This window comes from Marmoricola sp. RAF53 (assembly GCF_052114005.1).
Classification (GTDB): domain Bacteria; phylum Actinomycetota; class Actinomycetes; order Propionibacteriales; family Nocardioidaceae; genus Marmoricola.
In genome coordinates this window covers 1-19,483 of record NZ_JBFRDX010000038.1, presented here as the reverse complement: position 1 = coordinate 19,483, position 19,483 = coordinate 1, and the positions used below count along the sequence as shown (strand labels likewise).

Sequence of the window (19,483 nt, the reverse complement as noted above, 5' to 3'; positions counted from 1 at the left end):
ACCTGCGCCATCGAGGCATCAGAGTCGCGGTAGACCCGGATCACGTCCTCGCGGAACTCCTTGGGAAACGCCTTCGGCATGGTGCACATCCTTCCAGCGTCGACACACGTCGACGCAGATCAGATGTCACCTATCCGTGCAGCAGACCCCCGCCTGCTGTCCCCGTGGCGGGACAACCCACCGGCGCGCACGCCTCGCCACAGGACAACCGGCCGCGATCGGCCAGTAGCGGCCCTATTCCGCCCGCCGGGACACGGGTGCGAGAAGCGCGGCCACCTCACCTTTGATGACGTGGGCTCGCTCGACGGGATTCACGGCTTTGGAGCCGAGCACCCACGAGAAGAAGAGTCGGAGCACATTGCGCTTGCGATCCTTGGCCATCTCGCCATCGCAGCTGCACAAGCTCAGTGCCAGGAATCGGCCACGTGGACTTCCGATGTGGTCGCACTGGGCGATGGCGGTGGGAGAGCTCCCCCAGAATCTCGCAGCAGTCCGCGGGAAAACAGACATGCAACGCGCCGGCCCACGGGCGGTCAAGACGAGACGCCGTCCAGGGCTCCACCAAAATAGTCGGCAGCGGCCGCGCTGCTGTCATCGCGCAACTCGTCAGGGACGCCCGAATAGGTGATATGACCCCGCTGCAGAACCACACACCGGTCCGCAACCGTCAGCGCGGTGTGTATGTGCTGTTCGACTAGCAGCACCGCGATACCGCTGCGGGCCACCTCGCGTACCACTGGCAGGATGTGCGACACGATCCGTGGGGCCAGCCCGAGCGTCATCTCGTCGATGAGCAACACCTTCGGGCGCAGCGCCAGAGCACAGGCGAGGGCGAGCATCTGCTGCTCCCCACCGGAGAGCAGGCCTACCCGTCGACCGAGTAGCTGAGACAGTTGGGGAAACGGTTCGAGAGCGTCAGCCAGAGCCTTGTCATCGCGGCGGGCACGCAGGAGGAGGTTTTCCCGAACCGTTAGCTGGTCGAACAGCCCCCGGTCCTCCGGCACGTAGGCGAGGCCTCGGGCGATCTGCCGTCGGGGAGAACCTCCCCGTACCGGCCGGCCGAGGACCTCGACCTGGCCGCCGAGCGCAGGGATCACGCCGGCGATTGTGAGCAGGGTCGTCGTCTTCCCGGCGCCGTTGGGCCCGAGCAGGAGCGTCACCTCTCCTGCGTTAGCAGTGAGGTCAACCCCATGCACCGCCTCGATACCGCCCCGGCCCGCGCGGAGGTCTCGAACGTTGATAGCTGCCATGATCGTCACCTGCCCTGCTTCGCCGTCAAGAGCGTCACGCTGTCCCGGCTGGATGTCGTGAGTTCCTCGGTGCCGACGGAGGCGGAAGGACCGAGGTAGGCGTCGCGAACGGCCGGGTTAGTACGAACCTGATCGGGATTGCCGTCTGCGATGACATGGCCCAGGTCAAGTACGACAAGACGATCACATGTGCGCAGGACTAGGTCGAGATCGTGCTCGACAAGTAGGACACCCATGCCGTCGTTGGCGAGCCGGTGCAGCCGGGTGGTCAACTGCAGCCGTTCTTCGGGGTCGAGGCCTGCGGCCGGTTCGTCGGCAAGCAGCACTGTGGGTGAGTTCGCCAGCGCCCGGGCCAGCGCTGCGGTGCGCTGTTGACCGGTGCTCAGCTGGGTCGGTACCTGATTGGCCAGCGGCTCGGCACCAGCAGCAGCGAGTGCGCGCTGCACGGCGTCGGCTCGTTCCGGTCGGCCGAGCACGTCGCGCAGCATGTCGCCCGGTCGAGCACCCCCTGCCGCGACCGCGACGTTGTCACCGACGGTGAGGTCGACGAACAGCGACGGTGTTTGCCACGTGCGCGCCAGGCCGGCGCGATAGCGGGCAGCAGGATCGAGTTTGGCCAACGGTTGGTCGCCAAGTAGCACCTCACCACTGTGCGGCGTGAATCCGGTGATCGCGTCGATCAGGCTGCTCTTGCCTGCCCCGTTCGCCCCGATCAGGCCGACGACCTCACCTGAGCGGACCTGAAAGGAGACGTCGCTGACGGCGGTGACGCCGCCGTACTGCACGCTCACCCCACGCACGTCCAGCAACACTCGGCCCACTGGGATGCGAGTAGTCGCGACGAGTCCGCCCGGACCGGACAGGGAGGCGGGTGGAGTGGCGCGAGGGTTCTCCGCGCGTGAGTGGTGACGACGGCCCCGCAGCCGTTCGCGGAGTCGTGCGAGCGACCCGACTGCGCCTTCCGGGTTCTGCAGGATCGCAACGACCAACCCGACACTTGAGATCAGCGCGTACCACGTGCTGAGGTCGACGATGTTATCCAGGATCACGTAGAGCAGTCCGGCCGGGGCGAGCGCCGCCGCCACCAGCGCACCGCTGACGCTGGTGATGCCGCCGAGGTAGGCGTACACGACGAACGACAATCCGATTAGGACGGTGAACGAATCGGCGGACGCCTGGCCCTGGCTGTATGCCAATAGCGCCCCACCCAGGCCGGCCAGTCCGGATGAGAGGGCGAAGGCCGCGAGCTTGGTCCGGGACACGTTCACCCCGGCGGCCGCGGCCGCACGCTCGTCATCGCGCACCGCGAGGAAACGACGCCCCCACCGACCGCGGGTGAGGCGGGCGACGAAAAGACATGCAAGCGCCAGGAGGGCGAGCACCAGCAGGGCAAACGGAAGCCGGGCGATGTTCGCGCCGCTGCGGACCGCGAAATCGACACCGAACAAGTGCGGCGCAGGCAGGCCGCCCTGGCCTGGCGGGTTCAGCACCGGGTTGTTGAACACGAAAGCGCCTACTGCGACGGCCGCGGCCAACGTGACCACTGCCAGCTGTCCGTGCCGGATGCGCAGCGCCGGAACGCCGATCAGGAGGCCGGCAATGGTAGCGGCCGCCACCCCCACGACGATGTTGAGCGGGAAGGCCAGGTCGTGAGTGGCCTTGACCATCACGAACGCCGACGCCCCGCCGACGGCCGCCTGTGCGAGGGAGACCTGCCCGACGAGCCCGGTGACCACCACCAGCGAGAGCATGAAGAACGCGAACACCAGCGTGCTGATCGCTCCGAAGCGGTAGGTGCCCGACGTCGCAACCAGCAGCACCGCCCCCGCGGCGACCGTGGCAGCGACGACCGACCAACGCAGGGGGTTCCGCGGGGCCGGCGGCAATCGATCGGTGACCGTTGAGCCGCGCTCGGGCAGCTTGCGCCCAGTGAGCAGCAACGCCACCACCACGACGAGGAACGGCAGGGCATCACCCAGGCCGGTGCGCGCCCAGCCCGGCCACCATGTCTTTGACGCCAGCAGGATCATGTCCGCCTGGAAGGCGCCGAGCGCGAGGGCAGCGACCGCTGTGGCTGTCAGTGAGGACAGCCGTCCTACCAGCGCACAGGCCAGACCGGGGACCAGCAGCGCCGGGAACGTGTTAGGTGACAGACCGACCGTTGGTGCGGCCAGGATGATCAGCAACGCGGAAACGGCGGCGCCCACACCCCAACCCGTCGCGGCCAGTCCGTTCGGTGACCATCCCGCGAGGGCCACAGAGGTCTCGTCCTCCGCGTTGGCGCGCACCGCCACGCCGAGCAGCGTCCACCGTTGCAGCGCCGCGAGCAGCAACGCCACCCCGATCACCAGACCGGCGAGCACCAACCGATCGACCGGCAGCCCCCCGAAGACGTCCCACGACGCCGTGGTCAGCATCGGATCCGGCTGCCGTGCGTCGTTGCCGAAGGCGTGGACGATCAGAGCCTGCACCGTGAGCAGCAGGCCGACCGTCGCCACGATCTTCGCGAGCTGGGGCGCGCGCCGCAGCGGACGGAACACCAGCACCTGGACCGCTATGCCCAGCGCTGCGGCGCTCAGCACCCCGACGGCGGCGGCCGGCCACACCGGCCACCCAGACCCGAGAGCGATGTGCGACGGGATACCGACCCAAGGCATCACCAGCGCACCACTGGTGTGCAGTTCGTCGGCGACGAAGGCACCCCACATGCCCAGTCCGACCTGACCCACGTTCATCACGCCGGTCGCTCGGAAGGTCGTGACGACCCCCATGCCCAATCCGGCGTAGACCGCGCCCGTCGCCAGACCCAGCACCGCCAACAACACGTAGCTATCCATCACCAAGCCGTCCCTATCTGCCGATGCCGGCCCGGTCAGCTGGTCGGCGGCGAGGTGAAGCCGCCACCCACGACGTCGAGGCTCGTCCCGTCCGAGCTAACCTCCATCAGCAGCATCTCGGTGTCGCAGGCGGCGCCCTGCGCTGCGCTGCGGTGCGCACAGTCAAGGGTGTTCCCGGCGAATCCGTCGAACGCTGCGAGCGAGTTGAATGCGGAGGTCACGGAGGCTGCGTCGACGGGCCCCTTCACGGTCTTGAGCACGTTCGCGAGATCCATCACGGCCGCGTATCCGTCGACGGAGAACTTGTCGGCCTCATCCTGCTTGCCGGCCTGCTCCACGTCGTTGACGTACTGGTCGATGTCTGCCTGCTCCGCACTCGGTGTGGAGTCCCGGGCCTCCGGGGGGTAGACGAAGCCCAGAGACTGATAGCCGGCGACCTTGCTTCCATGCTTGGCTGCGAACTGGCTACAGGTGCCCATGTTCATGAGTCCTTGGTAAGACATAGTCGAGGCGGCGCCGGCGAAGGCGTTGCACTGCTCGTCGCTGCCCGCGAACAGCACCGCATCATAGCCGTTGGCGACGAGGGTGGCGGCGACGGAGGAGAAGTCCAACGACGCCGGATCGTAGGTCACCAGGCTGATGGACAGCCCGAGCTGGGCGGCCATCGGCTTGAGCATGGAGTTGAAGACTTCCTGCACGATCGGCACGTCGACGTTGACGAATGCGACGTTCTTCTTGTCTGCATCCGCAAAGGTCCCGAACGGCAGCGTGAAAGCTGTCGCGAGCGGCGCTGCGACTTGGTAGAAGTTGGGGTCCGCCTGGGCCTTCGTGCCTTGGAAGATGATCCCGAACGCCGGGATCTTTGCTCCGTCGAGCACCGGCACCATTGCGTCGGCGCCGAGGTCGTAGCCACTGAGTACGACCGAATCCTTGGCGTCCGCGAAACGGTTCGCGCATGACAGCGACGAGGCCGTGCTGCCGTCAGTGAGGCATTTGTCGAGCTCGAGCGGGCGGCCATTGACGCCGCCATGGCTGTTCACCCACTTGACGGCCAGTTCAGCGCCCAGGGTGTAGGACGGGAAGGAATTGGCTCCCTTGCCCTCCGTGTTGCTGTAACCGATCCTGATCGGCTTTCCAGTCGCAGGAGTTCCCGAGTCGTCGGCGCTTCCACCGCTACGGCTGGCACTGTCGCCAGACGCGTCGCTGGACGAGCAACCGCTCGCAAACAGGGCGAACGCGATCGCGGCCACCGCCAATGCAGTTCCTCGTTGTGTCCGGGATGTTGTGCGCATCGTTTCTCCTCGACTCAGCAGGTTGTGAAGGGATGGATTTTTTGGCGCGGCTCGGCAAGACCCGCGGGCGGTGCCGCGTTCGCATTCCGCACGGCGATGGCATCAAGGCGCGTCCCGCGTCCGCCGCCTTCCCGTTCCGTGCCGTGTCCATGTCGGAGACGACACGAGATTGCGGAGCGAGGAACAGAGAGAGCGCATCACCACATTCGTTACTTTCTCTTTTCGAAACATACGCGTTACGATTCTCGCTTGTCAAGGGTGGCGAAAGATTCAGGTTTCGCGGTCGAGGCTCCGCAGCCGGGGCAGACTCAAGTCCTGAGCCGGGGACGGGGCTGACGAGTCGGGGACCGAGCTGGCGCACGCACGGAGATCGCATCCACTGGGGTGTCGCGATCCCCACGTCATTCGCCTGTGAACCAGTCAGGTGATCTGATGCATCCAGCCGAAGGTGTCGTCGGCGCGGCCATACTGAATGTCGACGAGCGACTGATGGATCTGCATGGTCAGGTCTGTCGAGGCCGGGCCGGGCCCTCGCCGCCGTCCCACTTCAGGCTGCCGACCGGGGTGACCACGGCCGCCGCGCCGCAGGCGAAGATCAAGTAGCCGTGCGCGATAGTGGTGCCGAACGGCCCACGCGCCGCCCGGTCTGGGTCGGTGTGGATCCACTGCCGATCCTCGGTGGTTTCTGCGAACGCGTCGATGCGATCCCTGTCCGATTGTGATCCACTCACTGTGGCCGAGGTCACCGTGCATATGTGGTAGTTCGTCGATGGTGATGCTGATCATCCGGGTCCCTTCTCGTGACCTTCACGTGGAGATATGAACGAGGAACGCGGCAGGTTTTGGACACGGATGCAGGCGATCGTCCCGCTGTTCGTTGTCGCGAGACCGCATCGACCCGGACTGCGGGCCCCCAGGACGGCTTCCATCGTTGGCCGCAGCGGTGGTCGAGCCGATCTGCGTCGGCGAGGTCGACCTGGCTGTTGTTGCCGTCCATGTTGTGACTCAGGAGGCGAGCGCTCCGTCGAGAAACCCGTCTCGGGCTGCGATTGCAGCTCGGGAGATGGCTGCTTGCGGGACCAGCAGGCCGAACCCGTGACTGCCGCCGCCCCACATGTGCAGGTCGACGCTGACGCCGGCCTGGGACAGCCGCATCGCGTAAAGGAGGATCTCGTCGCGGAACGTCTCCGACGAACCGGTATCGATGAACGTTCTGGGCAGAGCCTGGAGGTCTTGACAGCGTGCCGGGGCCGCGTAGTAGGAGACGTCGTCACCTCCGCGTCGCTCACCGAGGAGCGCCGTCCAGCCGAACAGGTTGTCGTAGCGGTCCGAGGTCCCCTCCCCCTCGAGCATCTGACTCGACCATGTCTTGAGGCGGTCGTCGAGCATGGGACAGATGAGAACCTGGTGGCTAAGTTGTGGGAAGGCGCGGTCGCGAGCCAAGAGCGCGGTGCCTGCGGCCAGTCCGCCCCCCGCACTGGAGCCGGCGATGACGAGTCGCCCGGCGTCCAGGCGCAGCGGTTTCCGCGGCCCACTTCAAACCGGCGTAGCAGTCTTCGACGGGAGCAGGATCCGGATGCTCGGGTGCAAGCCGGTACTCCACCGAGATCACGACCGCTTTGCCCTCAGCCGCGTAGGGGATGAAGGCCTCAACGTTGCTTCGTCGATGACCGAGGACCATGCCGCCACCGTGCACGTAGTAGATGGCTGGCCATGGACCGGTGCCTTCGGCGGGCGTGAGGATCAGCAGCGTGACGTCCGGATCTCCGGGCAGTCCCGGGACCGTGCGCTCGTCCACCGAGATCCTTCCACCTGCTGTGAGGTCGACCTGCGGAGCGCCAAGGTCACCATTCGCCACGATCGCTCGTACCGCGGCAAGGTTCTCGCTCGTCAGAGGAGGAAAGGCATCACGGGCCGCCTGTATGGCGGTCTCGAGCTCAGGATCGAAGGGTGGGTAGATCGACTGGGGGTCGCGCAGCAACTGTGTCTCCGGTGCTAGTGATGGAGTTGTTCTGTCAGGCCCGAGTCGTACGGTGACGGCACCGGCATCAGGTCGCCGTTGGCGGTCCAGCCTCCGTCGATCACCAGCGCGTGTCCGGTGATCCACTCCGCTGCGTCGGACGCGAGGTACAGGGCCGCGTTGGTTACCTCTCCGGGTCGGCCGAGGCGCCGGGCAGGGGTGGCCCGGCTCAGCGCATCGAGGTCGATCGCGCCCTGCGCGACAAGGTCGTCGATCATCGGCGTGTGAATGTAACCGGGTGCGATCGCGTTGACCCGCACGCCGGCGGGCGCCCACTCAACGGCGAGACCCTTGGTCATGGCGACGACTCCGGTCTTGGCCGCGCTGTACGCAACCCGTCCCGCCGACGTGGCCACGCCCCACATCGAGGCCGTGGTGAGGATGACCCCCGAGCCGCGCGCAACCATGTGACGGCCAACGGACTGGGCCACAAGGAACGCCCCAGTCAGGTCGATGTCAACGATACGGCGCCAGTCGTCGGCGGTGAGGTCGAGCGAGGACTTCTTGCCCGAGACTCCCGCGTTGTTCACCAGCACGTCGATGCGTCCGAAAGCCTCCAGGGTGGCGTCGACGGTTTGGAGGACGTCATTTTCGACGGTCACGGATGCTGCGACGCTCACGACCCGAGATCCCCGATGCGTTGCCTTGAGCTCGGCAGCGGCGTGCTCGAGCGCCTCGGTATTCACATCCATGAGGGCCACGTCCGCGCCGTTGGCCGCGAAACCGTGCGCCATGGACAACCCGATGCCACTGGCCGCGCCAACACACAGCACTGCCTTGCCGGCAAGGTCGGGGTAGATGCTGAAGGTCTCGTTCATATGTCCGATCCCATCCTGGACGACGTGTCGGGGCCGGCAGGCTCTGCTCGCTGCCTCAGCCTCTCTCGCAACTTGAACTTCTGTACCTTGCCGCTGGCGGTGCGGGGCAGTTCGGTGGTCAAAACAAGACGTTCTGGGAGCTTCTGGTTGGCGATGCGCCGCCCCCGCAGCCATGTCGTCAGCTCGGCCAACTCCACGTCGGCCCCGGCAGCTGTCACGATGAAGACGCAGACCCGCTCGACGAGCACAGGATCCGGCATCGCCACCACTGCCACGTCGGCGACCTTCGGATGCTCGAAGAGCAGATCCTCGATCTCCTTGGCGCTGATGTTCTCGCCACCGCGCACGATGATGTCCTTCTCGCGGCCGGCAATGCGCACGTATCCGTCGTCGTCTCGTACCGCCAGGTCTCCGGTGACGAACCACCGGTCGGGTGTGAACGCCGCCGCGTCAAGCTCCGAATCGAGGTAGCCGAGGAATAGTTCGGGGCCGCGGACCAGCAGCAGGCCGACGGTTCCAGCCTGCACCTCGGTACCGTCCGCGTCGACGACCCTCACTTCGGCCTGTCCGATCGGCCGACCGTCGGTGCAGGCGCGAGCGTCGAGAGAGTCGCTGGCGTTGCTGCTGGTGGCCGTCGGGAACTCGGTGGAGCCGTAGATCCGGCTCACCATGCACCCGAATTCCGCAGTGGCGCGGCGTACAAGCTCGGGCGGCACGTCCGCCCCGCCACAGGCAAAGACGCGCATCGACTTCGTCATGGCCGCGGTTCGACCAGGGTGCTCGAGCATGCCGTGAAGGAACGGCGTTGCCGCGACTGTGAACGTGCAGCCGTGTTGTTCGATGCTCGCGAGGCCGGCCGCGGGCTCCCAGACGTCGAGCAGCACAACGCTGGCGCCGAGCATGAACGGCAACTGCATCCCGTAGAGCAGGCCTGTGATGTGGGTCACCGGCGACGGCATGAACACGACATCCTCTGGGCTCAGGCCGAAGAACTCGATGATGCTGCGGTTCTCGTGGTCGAGCGTCGCGTGCGTGTGCAGGACGCCCTTGGGGCTCGACGTAGTTCCCGAGGTGTAGAGCAGCAGGGCGACTCCGTCGCCGCGGGCCGTCGTACCGTCGGACGACAGAGGCGGTCCGTCCGCCAGGAAGTCATCCAGGGCGACTTGCGACGAGTCCAACGGACCGTCCGGACGTACGATCACCACGGACCGCAGGTCGGGAGCGCTATCGGCGAGTTCCGACGCCATGGCGGCGAAGTCGAACCCGCGGAAGACGCCGGGGACGAACAGAATTTTCGACCGAGCCTGCCGAAGGATGAACGACACCTCAGAGTGTCGGTAGATCGGGACGATCGGGTTGCTGACCGCCCCGATGCGCAGGACGGCTTGGTGGAGCACAACCGCCTCGCCCCAGTTGGGCAGCTGCCACGAGACGACGTCCCCGGCCCCGATTCCGCGGGCGGCCAGAACTCCGGCCCAGCGCCGGACTTCGGCGTCGAGCTCGGTGTAAGTCCATCGGCGCCGCCCGTCGACGAGCGCCAGACGGTCCGGGTACGCCATCGCGGCGCGCGGTAGGTAGGCGTCGATGCGTGGCTCGTCGGCCTGTTCTGAGCGACGCATTGTCAGCGTCCCGTGTACACCGGCGGGCGCCGTTCGACGAAGGCGTTGACCGCCTCCTTAGCGTCCTCGTAGCCCGACAGCTCCACCGTCAGGCGCTGCTCGGACTCGTAGCCCTGCTTCAGGTCCATGTGTTCGATCGTGTTCAGGCTGCGTTTGGCGAAGCGCAGGACTGCCGGACTGTGGCGGGCGATCGACGCGGCGAGCCGATGCGCGGCGTCCATCAGCTGCTCCGGGGGGACGACCTCGGCAATCCCGCCGAAGGGCGCGATCTCGGCGACGTCGACGAGATCGCCCTGAAGGTGCATCCGACGCACCATGCCTTGGGGTACGAGGCGCGATAGATGCTTGGCACCGCCCATGACACCGACGTTGACCTCGGGTAGGGCGAATCGCGCGCCCTCCGCGGCCACGATCAGATCGCATGAGGCTGCAATGGCGAGACCCGTGCCTACTGCGACACCGTGCACGGCCGCGATCACCGGCACGGGGCAATCGTAGATCGCCCAGAACGACTCGCGGACCAGCCGCATTCGCTCGCCTGCGTTGTCGGGGGTCATCGTCTGGAACTCCGCGAGATCGTTACCGCCGCAGAAGTGTTTCCCTCGGCCGGCCAGGACGATGACTCGGGCGTCCGGGAGGTGGATGTCGATCTCGTCGAAGAACGTCTTGATCTCAACGTACATAGTGCTGTCGACCGCGTTGACCGGTGGCCGGTTCAGCCACACGGTGCCGATGCCGTCTTCGGTCCGGAACTCGATGGACTCGAACAACGCAAGTACCTCCCTCTGTCGATGATGGTGGCGCTGACAAAGCGCGACTGACCTGTTTTGAGAGCACGATGGACAGGATCCGTCGGCCACGACCAGCGGCGCTCCTCGGTTGTCTGCGTCGTGGCAGGGTGACCTGGGTTAGGTCGCGGTCGAGCCTTTCCGTGAGTTCTCGATGCGCGACATGCGTTCCTCACTCATCTCGAACGCCGTCCCCGGCCAGAACAGGTCGAGCCCGCGGTTGAGCGCCTCGACGGCCGCCGGGATGTGGGTCTTGTCGGCGAGAATGTCGCAGCTTAGTTGGAGGCTCGGGTACCGACGCTGGTGCAACGTCTCGGCCATTCGGACTGTCCCACTGACGAGCCCGCCGCTTGCCAGCTGGAACGTTTCGCCGGATCCTGCGGCGAGGTACACGACGGCGTCGAGGTCGTCGTGCGTATTGGCGTACTCCTCTTCGAGAGCGAAGACGTCCCAGTCGTTGTAGCAGAAGCCTGGGCTCGCTGCGACGTACTTGACGAACGCCTCCGGCCGCCGAAAGAGCGAATGTCCGACGAAGTTGCCGGCGGCGGAGACACCGAACAGCGCGGCGTCGGCTGTGTCGACGCGGTAGCGGTCCGCGATCAGGGGCTGCACGTCCTCTGTGAGGAAGTCCAGGAATGCCGGAGCACCCCCGAAGTGCGGCTCAGCACCCATCGCGTCGTAGACGCCCTTGACATCGCGCCCGACGGGTGTGGTCAGGTCCCACTCGCTGGTGCTGAAGTCGTACGTGCGCCGCAGGTTCGTGGTGCGGAAGTCGGTACCCAGCGGGTAGCCGATGCCGACGACGACGGCTTCCGAGATCTCCCCGAGCAGGCCGCGAAAGCGCACCACCTCGAGCATCGTGCCGAAGAAGAAGTCCGCGTCGAGCACATAGATGACCGGATAGTTCGTGCTCGTACTCGCATAGGACGCGGGGAAGCCGACCGAGATCCGGTAAGTCTCCCCCGATGCCGCAAGCATGTCGAACGCCTCGGCGTGTGGAAGGGAGAACGTCTCAAACGGTCCAGGGCCCTTGGTCATCTCGACCTCCGATCGTTGACGCGGACATGAAGGTTGTCGCTTGCAGGACAGCATCGTGGAGCGCGGGTTGCCGCACAATCGACGTCTGTCGGATTAAGGGGCGCCGCGCTTCGACACGTCGCCCGCCGCAACGGCCACACCCGTATGGGCTTGAGTGAGCCCAGCGGCAGAGGCAGGTGCGGAACACTCTTCGGGATCCTCCAGAGGGTCGCGCGTCCCCCGGGTCAGGGTCCGCGGTCTACCTGTGATGTCCAGGCAGGTTGGTCAGCCTGCTGATGGGCGTGCCGCCGATGGCGGAGTGGATCCGGTGGTGATTGTAGAAGTGGATCCACTCCGGCAGGGCTGCCCTGCGCTCGCCGTCTGAGCCGTAGAACCGGGCGTATGCCCAGCCGTCGGCCAGGGTGCGGTGGAACCGCTCGCTCTTGCCGTTGGTCTGGGGCCGATAGGGCCTGGTTCGTTTGTGGGTGATGCCGAGGACGGCGCAGGCGTCACGCCAGGCGAAGGAGCGGTAGCAGCTGCCGTTGTCGGAGAGCACCCGCTCGACGACCACGCCTCGGTCGGCGAACCAAGCAACGGCGCGTTGCAGGACTCCGACAGCGGTCTCGGCCTTCTCGTCGCCACAGATCTCGACGTAGGCAACCCGGGAGTGGTCGTCGATCACGGTGTGCAAGTAGGCAGTACCGATCAAGGGACGGGACTGCTTCCCGCGTTGGCCGGTTCGTTGAGCCATCGCAGTGGCGTTGAGTTTGCTCTGCTGCCGGCTCAGGAAGCGGTGACCACCGCCGTCGGGAATGTTGCCGAACTTGGTGACATCGACGTGGATCATCGCGCCCGGATGCGGGTGCTCATAGCGGCGGATCGGTTCACCGGTGACCCGGTCGATCCGCGACAGCCGGTTCACCCCCGCCCGAACCAGGACCGCGTGCACCGTCGAGGCCGGGACTCCCAATCGGCCGCCGATCTGGACCGGGCCGAGTCGCTGGCGCCACCGCAGCTCGAGAATCTGACGGCGCACCGGCGCCGGGGTCAGGTGCGGACAATGCCTCGGCCGGGACGACCGGTCGAGCATTCCGGCGGGCCCTTCAGTCCGTAGTCGGGCCGCCCACTTGCGGGCGGTCACGGTCGAGACCATGAACATCTTGGCCGCCACCGAAGGCTTCCAGCCGTCCTCGACGATCAACCGAGCCAGGCGTAGTCGAGCTTTTGGGGTCAGAGCAGCGTTAGCGTGGGACACGAAGGCCTCCTGGGTGCGAAGCGGTTACTAGACATCTCCACTTCACAACCGGAGGCCTTCGCCTTCCAGCAACTCAGGGCCGTGTCACGAAACAACGTCCCTGGACACCACATCTAGCCGACCTTTGCGGTACCTATCTAGTCAGCGATACGCAGCCCCTCGACGTCGGATGCGGGTCGCGGACGAGGGGCGAGCGATCTCGGCGGACAAGCCCATGCCGTGCATCGCCCAGAACGGCGTGGACCGGCTCGTAAAGGTCGGCACGCGAGCGGGCGTCGTTCTCGGCGCTGATGGCGGCAGTCTCCTCGTCGATCCACGTGCCTTGTTCCACGCCCTCGGCGTCACGCGGACCACGCGTCGTCCGCGTCGCGTCGTGAGACTCTCACGCTTCGGGCAGGCGAATGTCGAGGGTTGCCACGACTCGACCGATCTCCAAAATCGCCAGCAGTTGGGCGAAAGTGCTTCGGAACCCTGCACGCTGAGCTCGGGCTTTGTGGGGCTTCCAGCGCGGCTGGAGCGGGTGGCGCGGACCATGTCATCCCAGGTTGCGGTGACCATGATGTCGGGGGGATGGTCGGTCAGCGAGAACTGCAGTGTGTCGCGGTAGGTGATAGTCCAGAAGATGTGCTCTCCGACTGGCACGTCCACCACGCGGAACGTCATCGCTCGCAGTCGATCGAGCTGGGCGCAGGCGGCCCGAATCCCCTCGTCGTCGCGCAGCAGGTCGTTCATCGCCGCGACGTGTTCAGGTGACATGTATTGCGGGGGGGGCGTCGGTCATCGCGTGGCCTCTCGGCAGTGTCACGGTCGCTCCTGCCCGGGCTCGGGGGGGCAGGTCTGGATCCCTTCCTCGTCGCAGACGCGCTCGCGGTTCCCTTCGACTAGGAACAGAAGTCCTGCTTCGGCGGCGCGGGCGAACGCGAGCCCGTGCTGTTCGCCGATGAGCAGCTCCGCGTGGATGCGCGCCGAGGGCCAGGCCCGAATGGCGACCTGCTCACGCACCCACGCCATGCCGCTCACCTCGTGGCCGAGGGCGTGCGCGCCGGTCATGGCCTGACCGGCCGCAGCGATGTAGACCTCGACGTCGTGGTCGTCGCGGTCTGTGGCGAACTCTGCCTCGCGACGGAGGATCGCTCCGGGCGGCATGCCGAAGGCGGGGCTCACTGCGAGGTAGCGGCGGAACGGCGAGTCCAAGTAGTAGAGCGCGTGGAGCACGAAGTGACCGCCACTGGACTCGCCAATGATGGTGCGACGGGCGTGAAGATCAACACGGTACTTCTGCGCCAAGGCCGGGATCAGCCCTGACCAAGGAAGTTCAGGAATCGATCTGCGCCGCCGGCACGCAGTGTGAGATCCGGCGTGCCACCAGCTGCGGCCATGGCGTCGGAGACCTGGGAGATCAATTGGCCGGCCCGATCGGGCATGCCCCACGGACCGAAGAAGTCGTGGTTGCGCCGCCCGTACCAGCCGACCATTCCCTCGCCCTCCGGGTAGCGGACTCCGTCGACGATCGACGCCGGCAGCATCAGATTCGCTGCTAGGAAGCCGAGCCCGTTGACGATGCGTGCACGGCTTCGAAACGGTCGTTCGCGTCCAGGACGACGATCACCGGGTAATCACGGGTCGACGAGGAGTAGTCGACCGGGAGTGGGACATCGATCTGATAGCGCCCGAGCTGCTCGGCGGTGACGGCGAACCTGGCTCGTTGCTGGGTCGGAACGTGCGCGGGCTCAAGTTCGATGCTCATGAGGTCGCTCCATCTTTGTGTAGGACGACAGGCCTAGGTAGGGCGACGATGGGCAGCCATCGTCATTCGTCGCATGTCGACCTAATGCCTTGCGACGTTGTCGGGTGTCGAGAACGAGGTCGAGGTCACTTGACATTCGTCGGATGCGTGGGCCCAGGCGTGCCAGCATGCTGGATCCCCTGAGGAGTCCGGACGAAGCGATGGGCCGGACGACGTCTTCAAGGAGTGTTGATGGCGATAGGCGCTGACGTGGTCGTGGTGGGCGCAGGCGTGATCGGCTCATCGGTGGCGCTGGAGCTGGCGCGCGCCGGTCGGGACGTCGTCGTCGTGGACAAGGCAGCCGGGGCGGGTCATGGCTCCACAAGTGCCTCGAGCGCGGTGGTGCGGTTCAACTTCTCGACACGCGATGCCGTGGCTCTCTCCTGGGAGGCGTACCACTGCTGGAGCAACTGGGCCGAGCACCTCGGAGGCGATCCGGGGACGGGGTTGGCGGCGATGCACCAAGTAGGAGGCATCGTCCTCGATAGCCCGGATACGCGGGTGGCCCAAATCGGTGCGATGTTCACCGAGGTCGGGGTGCCCTTCGAGATCTGGGACCCTGCGACGCTTCGCGAGCGAGTGCCCGGCATCGACGCGCACCGCTTCTGGCCGCCGAAGCGGCTCGATGACGACGGGTTCTGGGCGGACGGCGATGGCGAGCTCTGCGCGATCTACACGCCTGATGCCGGGTTCGTCAACGATCCGATGCTGGCGTCGCAGAACCTCGCCGATGTGGCCATGCGACATGGCGCCCAGTTCCTGTTCAAAAGGCTGGTCACCGAAGTGACGAGGTCCGCGGGACGGGTGAGCGGCGTGGTACTTGCCGACGGCGAGCAGATCAGCGCGCCCGTCGTCGTCAACGTGGCGGGTCCGTGGTCAGGTCGAGTCAACGCCATGGCCGGCGTGGGCAGCGACTTCACCGTTACCGTGCGCCCCCTTCGCCAGGAGGTGCACCACGTCACGGCTCCCACCGGCTTCAACTCCCAAGAGCGCATGGGCCCGATCATCGGCGACCTCGATCTCGGCATTTACCTCCGTCCGACGACCGGAGACGGAATGCTGATCGGGGGCACGGAGCCGGCGTGCGATCCCCTGACTTGGGTGGAAGACCCCGACGCGGTCGACCTCACGCGCACGAAGCCGGTGTTCGAGGCACAGGTCACGCGGGCCGCACGCCGCTTCCCCGACCTCGGCGTTCCAAACGTTCCGAGAGGGATCGCGGGGGTTTACGACGTCGCCTCGGACTGGAGCCCGATCTATGACCGGACCGCTCTCGACGGCTACTACGTCGCCATGGGGACGAGCGGGAACCAGTTCAAGAACGCGCCCGCCGTCGGCCAGTTGATGAACACGCTGATCACTGCAGTGGAGGGCGGCTACGACCACGACGCCGAGCCGGTGCGCTTCCAGGCTCCCCGGACCGGACGGACTATCGACGTCGGCCGCTTTTCCCGCAAGCGCGAAACGGACACGAGCTCACCCGGCACGGTGCTGGGATGATGGTTGCGAGTGGCCGCGCCCTCCGCGCAACGACCCAGGACCGACTGATGAGGAGAACCTGATGGACTCGGTCACCGTTATTGCCGACGAGTACTGGCCGCTACTCAAGCGGCGCGATCCCTACTGCGCGGTGGTGGCCGGTGGTGAGATCGACGTGATCGAGCCTGTGGACGAAGGCACGGTCGCGCTCCAGTCGGCCGAGGCCCGAGCGCTGCTCGACAGGTTGTCTGCGGTGGTGATTCCGGCCGAGGACGAGGACCTTGCAGCCGTGCTCGAGATGCTGCTGAGGCGACACGCTGGATGGGTCGACCAGATGTGGCATATCCACCCGGCAGCGCCTTACCAGTCGCGGTTGCTGCCGACAGTCGCCAAGGGTATAGCGCACCGTCCCGAAGGGGAGCGCGCGCACCTGGTCCCGCAGTTCGCCGCCCGTCTACGCTCGATTGCTGGGCTGGTGCGGGAGCAAAGGGCACGGGGCATCGTGCTGCCGCGCGAGGCGCTGGCGGAGTCCCGCTCCACCTGGCTCGCACTCCGGAGCGAGTTGTCGACGTCGCTGTTCGACGAGGCTGTCGCACAGGCGTGCACAGACGTGCTCGCCGAGATCGAAGCCTCGAAAACGGTAGCCGGCGAGGCCGTTGGTGTGCACTCATTGCCCGGCGGCGACGAGATCTACCGAGCGTTCGTCCGGCAGGAAATGACCCTCGATACGGATCCCGACGATCTGCACCAGCTGGGGTTGGAGCAGTGCGCCGAACTGTCGGACCAGATGGCCGAGCTGCGCTCGAAGCTCGGCGGCCCGGCCGACGACGTAGAGGCGCGCTCGTGGGTCGCCGCGCAACCGCACCTGTACGCCGAGAGCCCGGACGCAGTTGCTGCTCTCTATCGGCGGCACATGCGCCACGCCGAGCCAGGCATCGCCGAGCTGTTCCGCGTCTTCCCCCAAGCCCCATACGACGTCCGGAGAGCCGACCCTGCCGTCGAGTCCGCTCTGGCATTCGGTTACTACCGGATCCCGACGCCCAGCGACCCGGTCGGGTTGTACTTGTTCAACGGCTCGGGTCTTGGCTCCCGCTCACAACTCACCGCAGCCGCGCTGATCCTGCACGAGCTCGTTCCCGGCCACCACTTTCACCTCGCGCGACAGAACGAGAACGCCGACTTGCATCCGGTCCAGCGGTACGCAATCGGATTGACGGCGTTCGAGGAAGGCTGGGCCGAATACGCGTCCGGCCTCGGATGGGAGCTGGGATCCTACGAGGACGACTGGGACGCATACGGCCGGCTGTGCCACGAGCGTTACACCGCGACGCGCCTCGTGGTCGACACGGCACTGAATCTTGGACGATGGAATCTTCCCCGCGCGCATGCCTTCATGCGCGCCAACACATTGGACGACGACGGCCAGATCGCGTTGGAGGCTTTGCGGTACGCGACGGACCTGCCTGCCCAGGCACTCGCTTACCGCGGCGGGTACCTGGCGTTCCAGGAGGCCCGCGAGTCCTCGCTGGGGGGAGACATCCTAGACGTCCATGAGGCGATGGTCGGAGGGGGCGCCGTGCCGCTCACAAGGATGCGGCAACGCGTCGACCAAGTGGCTTCACCCGTGTGATCGCGCACAGCGAGTTAGCGCCGTCCGGGTGGCGACTTTCGGTCGCCGGGAGATAGGAGCCGTCTGAGTCACTGCTGGACTGGCGGGACTTCCAGCAGCCGGGCGACTTTCAGACTGAGGTGGGCGGTGAGGCGATCCTCGCCGCGGGACAGGTCCAATCCGGAGAGTGTTTCGATGCGACGCAGGCGGTTGTAGAGCGTTGCGCGATGGATGTACAGCGCGTCGGAAGTGCGCTTGATGTCACCAGCGTTTTCGAGGTACATGGTGAGCGTTGCGACGAGATCGTCGTGCCCGCTTCCGATCTGTAGTAGTGAGCGGACGCCAGGGTGCAGGGACTCGGAGAGTTGTTGCGAGGACAGGTGGCTCAGCAGCGCGTACACCCCGAGGTTGGCGTAGTCCGCGATTGGCCCGACGACGCCGGTGACCCGAGCGACTTCGGCGGCGCGCCACGCTTGGTTGTAGCTGTGCCTCAGGTCGCTGATGTGGGCGCAGGTGCCGCCAATGCCAACCCAACACGTTCCGGAATCCCGACCGCTCTCAGCCATCAACTTCTCGCGCACCACGAAGGCGACCTCTGCAGGCGTCTCGCCGGTCCTTGTGTGGGCCGGAGAGACCGTGACCAGCAGTGCGTGGCCAGGCCGTTGCAACGTGAGGGCGGCTCGCGGAGGCAGCCGTCGCCTTCCCAACTCGACCGCTGCGCTCAACGCGACGCGGTCCCGTTCGGCCAACGGCTCACCTGGCTGTTGGGATACCGTCGCCACCAGCGCAGTCACCCGACCCGCGTTAATCAGCTCTTGTTCGACGAGTTGCTCGGCGGCACCAACGTGGAGCTCTGGATCCTCGGCGAGGAGGTCTCGCAGCAGTTCTCGCTCTTGGCCTATCGCGAATTCACCGGCGAGCCGCTGCTGGTGCAGGATCAGCGCGGCCTGCCCGGCCGCCTCCCGCAACGCATCGGCCTCCATGTCGGTCACTGGGCCATCGGACCCGACGAACCAGATGAATCCCAGCAGGACCCGCTCGCGCCGTATTGGCATGCCGGTTCGTTCCACGGTGAGCCCCATGCTCGGACGTGCCGGCACGGTGAACACGTCCTCCGCCTTCTGCACGTCGAGGTCCCTGAGGTAATCACGCACCGTCTGAGAAACGCGTCGGTGCATGATCGAATCGACCCTGATGGCGTCGACCCCGGTGGTGTGGGCGTTGTACGCCAGCAAGCGGATCTGGGCGTCGTCGATCGCGACCGAGCGACCGAGACGGTTGCCCAGGTGATCGACCAAACGCTGCAGGTCAGAAGCCATGCTGAGCATGCTAGCGATAGACAATCCAGGCGCATCGGGCCGGTCGTCGCCTCGGCGCCCACGTCTTGGGAAGCCCACTCCCGCCTCCCGTCCGACGGAGGCCGGGTTGGGACCTGGCGGCATTTGGCGGGGACTTGCGCGATGTCATGGCGACCGGCCTTCGCATGGTCGAACGGGCGGGATCAGTGGTGCCTGCCTAAGCCCGAAGTCTGCCTAGGCAACTAGCGCGCTGGAGTTCAGCAAACGGGTCTGCTGCACGGATAGGTGACATCTGATCTGCGTCGACGTGTGTCGACGCTGGAAGGATGTGCACCATGCCGAAGGCGTTTCCCAAGGAGTTCCGCGAGGACGTGATCCGGGTCTACCGCGACTCTGATGCCTCGATGGCGCAGGT

General features: G+C 66.3%; 17 protein-coding genes and 1 pseudogene. 2 read left to right on the top strand and 16 right to left on the bottom strand.

Going from position 1 to position 19,483, the window contains the following annotated elements; genetic code table 11:
* Window positions 1-234 precede the first annotated feature (234 nt).
* The 15 genes and pseudogenes from AB4Y76_RS20665 to AB4Y76_RS20595 all read right to left on the bottom strand — a co-directional run bounded on the left by AB4Y76_RS20665 (window position 235) and on the right by AB4Y76_RS20595 (window position 14,643).
* Window positions 235-381, bottom strand: coding sequence for a hypothetical protein (locus AB4Y76_RS20665; protein ID WP_441928766.1), 147 nt, complete (start codon window positions 379-381; stop codon window positions 235-237).
* A gap of 152 nt (window positions 382-533) precedes the next feature.
* Window positions 534-1,250, bottom strand: coding sequence for an ABC transporter ATP-binding protein (locus AB4Y76_RS20660; protein WP_441928768.1), 717 nt, complete (start codon window positions 1,248-1,250; stop codon window positions 534-536).
* 5 nt (window positions 1,251-1,255) lie between these two features.
* Entirely contained in the window at window positions 1,256-4,087 is a 2,832-nt protein-coding gene (locus tag AB4Y76_RS20655) for an ABC transporter permease subunit (protein WP_441928765.1), read from the bottom strand.
* 35 nt (window positions 4,088-4,122) lie between these two features.
* Complete coding sequence (locus tag AB4Y76_RS20650; protein ID WP_441928763.1) at window positions 4,123-5,337, bottom strand: ABC transporter substrate-binding protein; 1,215 nt, start codon at window positions 5,335-5,337, stop codon at window positions 4,123-4,125.
* A 545-nt stretch (window positions 5,338-5,882) separates the two neighbouring features.
* Window positions 5,883-6,125, bottom strand: coding sequence for a MaoC/PaaZ C-terminal domain-containing protein (locus tag AB4Y76_RS20645; protein ID WP_441928761.1), 243 nt, complete (start codon window positions 6,123-6,125; stop codon window positions 5,883-5,885).
* Between the two features lie 259 nt (window positions 6,126-6,384).
* Window positions 6,385-7,075 (bottom strand): annotated as a pseudogene (locus tag AB4Y76_RS20640) (alpha/beta hydrolase fold domain-containing protein).
* Window positions 7,076-7,374: 299 nt separating this feature from the next.
* The gene (locus tag AB4Y76_RS20635) at window positions 7,375-8,217 is read right to left on the bottom strand and encodes an SDR family NAD(P)-dependent oxidoreductase (RefSeq protein ID WP_441928759.1); all 843 of its coding nucleotides are present in this window, start codon (window positions 8,215-8,217) and stop codon (window positions 7,375-7,377) included.
* The gene (locus AB4Y76_RS20630; protein ID WP_441928757.1) at window positions 8,214-9,836 is read right to left on the bottom strand and encodes an AMP-binding protein; all 1,623 of its coding nucleotides are present in this window, start codon (window positions 9,834-9,836) and stop codon (window positions 8,214-8,216) included. The genes AB4Y76_RS20635 and AB4Y76_RS20630 overlap by 4 nt, the downstream gene beginning before the upstream one ends.
* 2 nt (window positions 9,837-9,838) lie before the next feature.
* Window positions 9,839-10,606 (bottom strand): enoyl-CoA hydratase-related protein, encoded by a 768-nt coding sequence (locus AB4Y76_RS20625; RefSeq protein ID WP_441928755.1) that lies wholly within the window; start codon window positions 10,604-10,606, stop codon window positions 9,839-9,841.
* 138 nt (window positions 10,607-10,744) lie between these two features.
* The gene (locus AB4Y76_RS20620) at window positions 10,745-11,662 is read right to left on the bottom strand and encodes an alpha/beta hydrolase (protein ID WP_441928753.1); all 918 of its coding nucleotides are present in this window, start codon (window positions 11,660-11,662) and stop codon (window positions 10,745-10,747) included.
* Window positions 11,663-11,900: 238 nt separating this feature from the next.
* Window positions 11,901-12,896 (bottom strand): IS481 family transposase, encoded by a 996-nt coding sequence (locus tag AB4Y76_RS20615; RefSeq protein ID WP_441928751.1) that lies wholly within the window; start codon window positions 12,894-12,896, stop codon window positions 11,901-11,903.
* A gap of 141 nt (window positions 12,897-13,037) precedes the next feature.
* The gene (locus AB4Y76_RS20610; RefSeq protein ID WP_441928749.1) at window positions 13,038-13,628 is read right to left on the bottom strand and encodes a hypothetical protein; all 591 of its coding nucleotides are present in this window, start codon (window positions 13,626-13,628) and stop codon (window positions 13,038-13,040) included.
* Window positions 13,629-13,697: 69 nt separating this feature from the next.
* The gene (locus tag AB4Y76_RS20605; protein ID WP_441928748.1) at window positions 13,698-14,183 is read right to left on the bottom strand and encodes a hypothetical protein; all 486 of its coding nucleotides are present in this window, start codon (window positions 14,181-14,183) and stop codon (window positions 13,698-13,700) included.
* Between the two features lie 8 nt (window positions 14,184-14,191).
* A complete protein-coding gene (locus AB4Y76_RS20600; protein ID WP_441928746.1) occupies window positions 14,192-14,422 on the bottom strand; it encodes a hypothetical protein in 231 nt (76 codons plus the stop codon).
* An 11-nt stretch (window positions 14,423-14,433) separates the two neighbouring features.
* Window positions 14,434-14,643 carry a hypothetical protein gene (locus AB4Y76_RS20595; protein WP_441928744.1) on the bottom strand — a complete coding sequence of 70 codons (210 nt, stop codon included), beginning with the start codon at window positions 14,641-14,643 and terminating at the stop codon, window positions 14,434-14,436.
* Window positions 14,644-14,874: 231 nt separating this feature from the next.
* Between AB4Y76_RS20595 and AB4Y76_RS20590 the strand changes: the two genes are divergently transcribed.
* Both AB4Y76_RS20590 and AB4Y76_RS20585 read left to right on the top strand, forming a co-directional pair.
* Window positions 14,875-16,182, top strand: a complete 1,308-nt coding sequence (locus AB4Y76_RS20590; RefSeq protein WP_441928742.1) for an NAD(P)/FAD-dependent oxidoreductase — start codon at window positions 14,875-14,877, stop codon at window positions 16,180-16,182.
* A 61-nt stretch (window positions 16,183-16,243) separates the two neighbouring features.
* Window positions 16,244-17,791: a DUF885 domain-containing protein gene (locus AB4Y76_RS20585; protein WP_441928740.1), complete on the top strand. Its 1,548-nt coding sequence runs from the start codon at window positions 16,244-16,246 to the stop codon at window positions 17,789-17,791.
* Window positions 17,792-17,859: 68 nt separating this feature from the next.
* Here the strand turns inward: AB4Y76_RS20585 and AB4Y76_RS20580 are convergent, their stop codons facing one another.
* Window positions 17,860-19,089, bottom strand: a complete 1,230-nt coding sequence (locus AB4Y76_RS20580) for a PucR family transcriptional regulator (protein ID WP_441928738.1) — start codon at window positions 19,087-19,089, stop codon at window positions 17,860-17,862.
* Window positions 19,090-19,483 lie beyond the last annotated feature (394 nt).

What these genes read in the sequence shown, in the direction of transcription:
- AB4Y76_RS20600 (WP_441928746.1), bottom strand. Translation starts at nt 14,422, where the DNA reads ATGCTGCCGGCGTCGATCGTCGACGGAGTCCGCTACCCGGAGGGCGAG.
- AB4Y76_RS20620 (WP_441928753.1), bottom strand. Translation starts at nt 11,662, where the DNA reads ATGACCAAGGGCCCTGGACCGTTTGAGACGTTCTCCCTTCCACACGCC.
- AB4Y76_RS20655 (WP_441928765.1), bottom strand. Translation starts at nt 4,087, where the DNA reads ATGGATAGCTACGTGTTGTTGGCGGTGCTGGGTCTGGCGACGGGCGCG.
- AB4Y76_RS20580 (WP_441928738.1), bottom strand. Translation starts at nt 19,089, where the DNA reads ATGGCTTCTGACCTGCAGCGTTTGGTCGATCACCTGGGCAACCGTCTC.
- AB4Y76_RS20610 (WP_441928749.1), bottom strand. Translation starts at nt 13,628, where the DNA reads ATGAACGACCTGCTGCGCGACGACGAGGGGATTCGGGCCGCCTGCGCC.
- AB4Y76_RS20590 (WP_441928742.1), top strand. Translation starts at nt 14,875, where the DNA reads ATGGCGATAGGCGCTGACGTGGTCGTGGTGGGCGCAGGCGTGATCGGC.
- AB4Y76_RS20630 (WP_441928757.1), bottom strand. Translation starts at nt 9,836, where the DNA reads ATGCGTCGCTCAGAACAGGCCGACGAGCCACGCATCGACGCCTACCTA.
- AB4Y76_RS20665 (WP_441928766.1), bottom strand. Translation starts at nt 381, where the DNA reads ATGGCCAAGGATCGCAAGCGCAATGTGCTCCGACTCTTCTTCTCGTGG.
- AB4Y76_RS20660 (WP_441928768.1), bottom strand. Translation starts at nt 1,250, where the DNA reads ATGGCAGCTATCAACGTTCGAGACCTCCGCGCGGGCCGGGGCGGTATC.
- AB4Y76_RS20585 (WP_441928740.1), top strand. Translation starts at nt 16,244, where the DNA reads ATGGACTCGGTCACCGTTATTGCCGACGAGTACTGGCCGCTACTCAAG.
- AB4Y76_RS20595 (WP_441928744.1), bottom strand. Translation starts at nt 14,643, where the DNA reads ATGAGCATCGAACTTGAGCCCGCGCACGTTCCGACCCAGCAACGAGCC.
- AB4Y76_RS20635 (WP_441928759.1), bottom strand. Translation starts at nt 8,217, where the DNA reads ATGAACGAGACCTTCAGCATCTACCCCGACCTTGCCGGCAAGGCAGTG.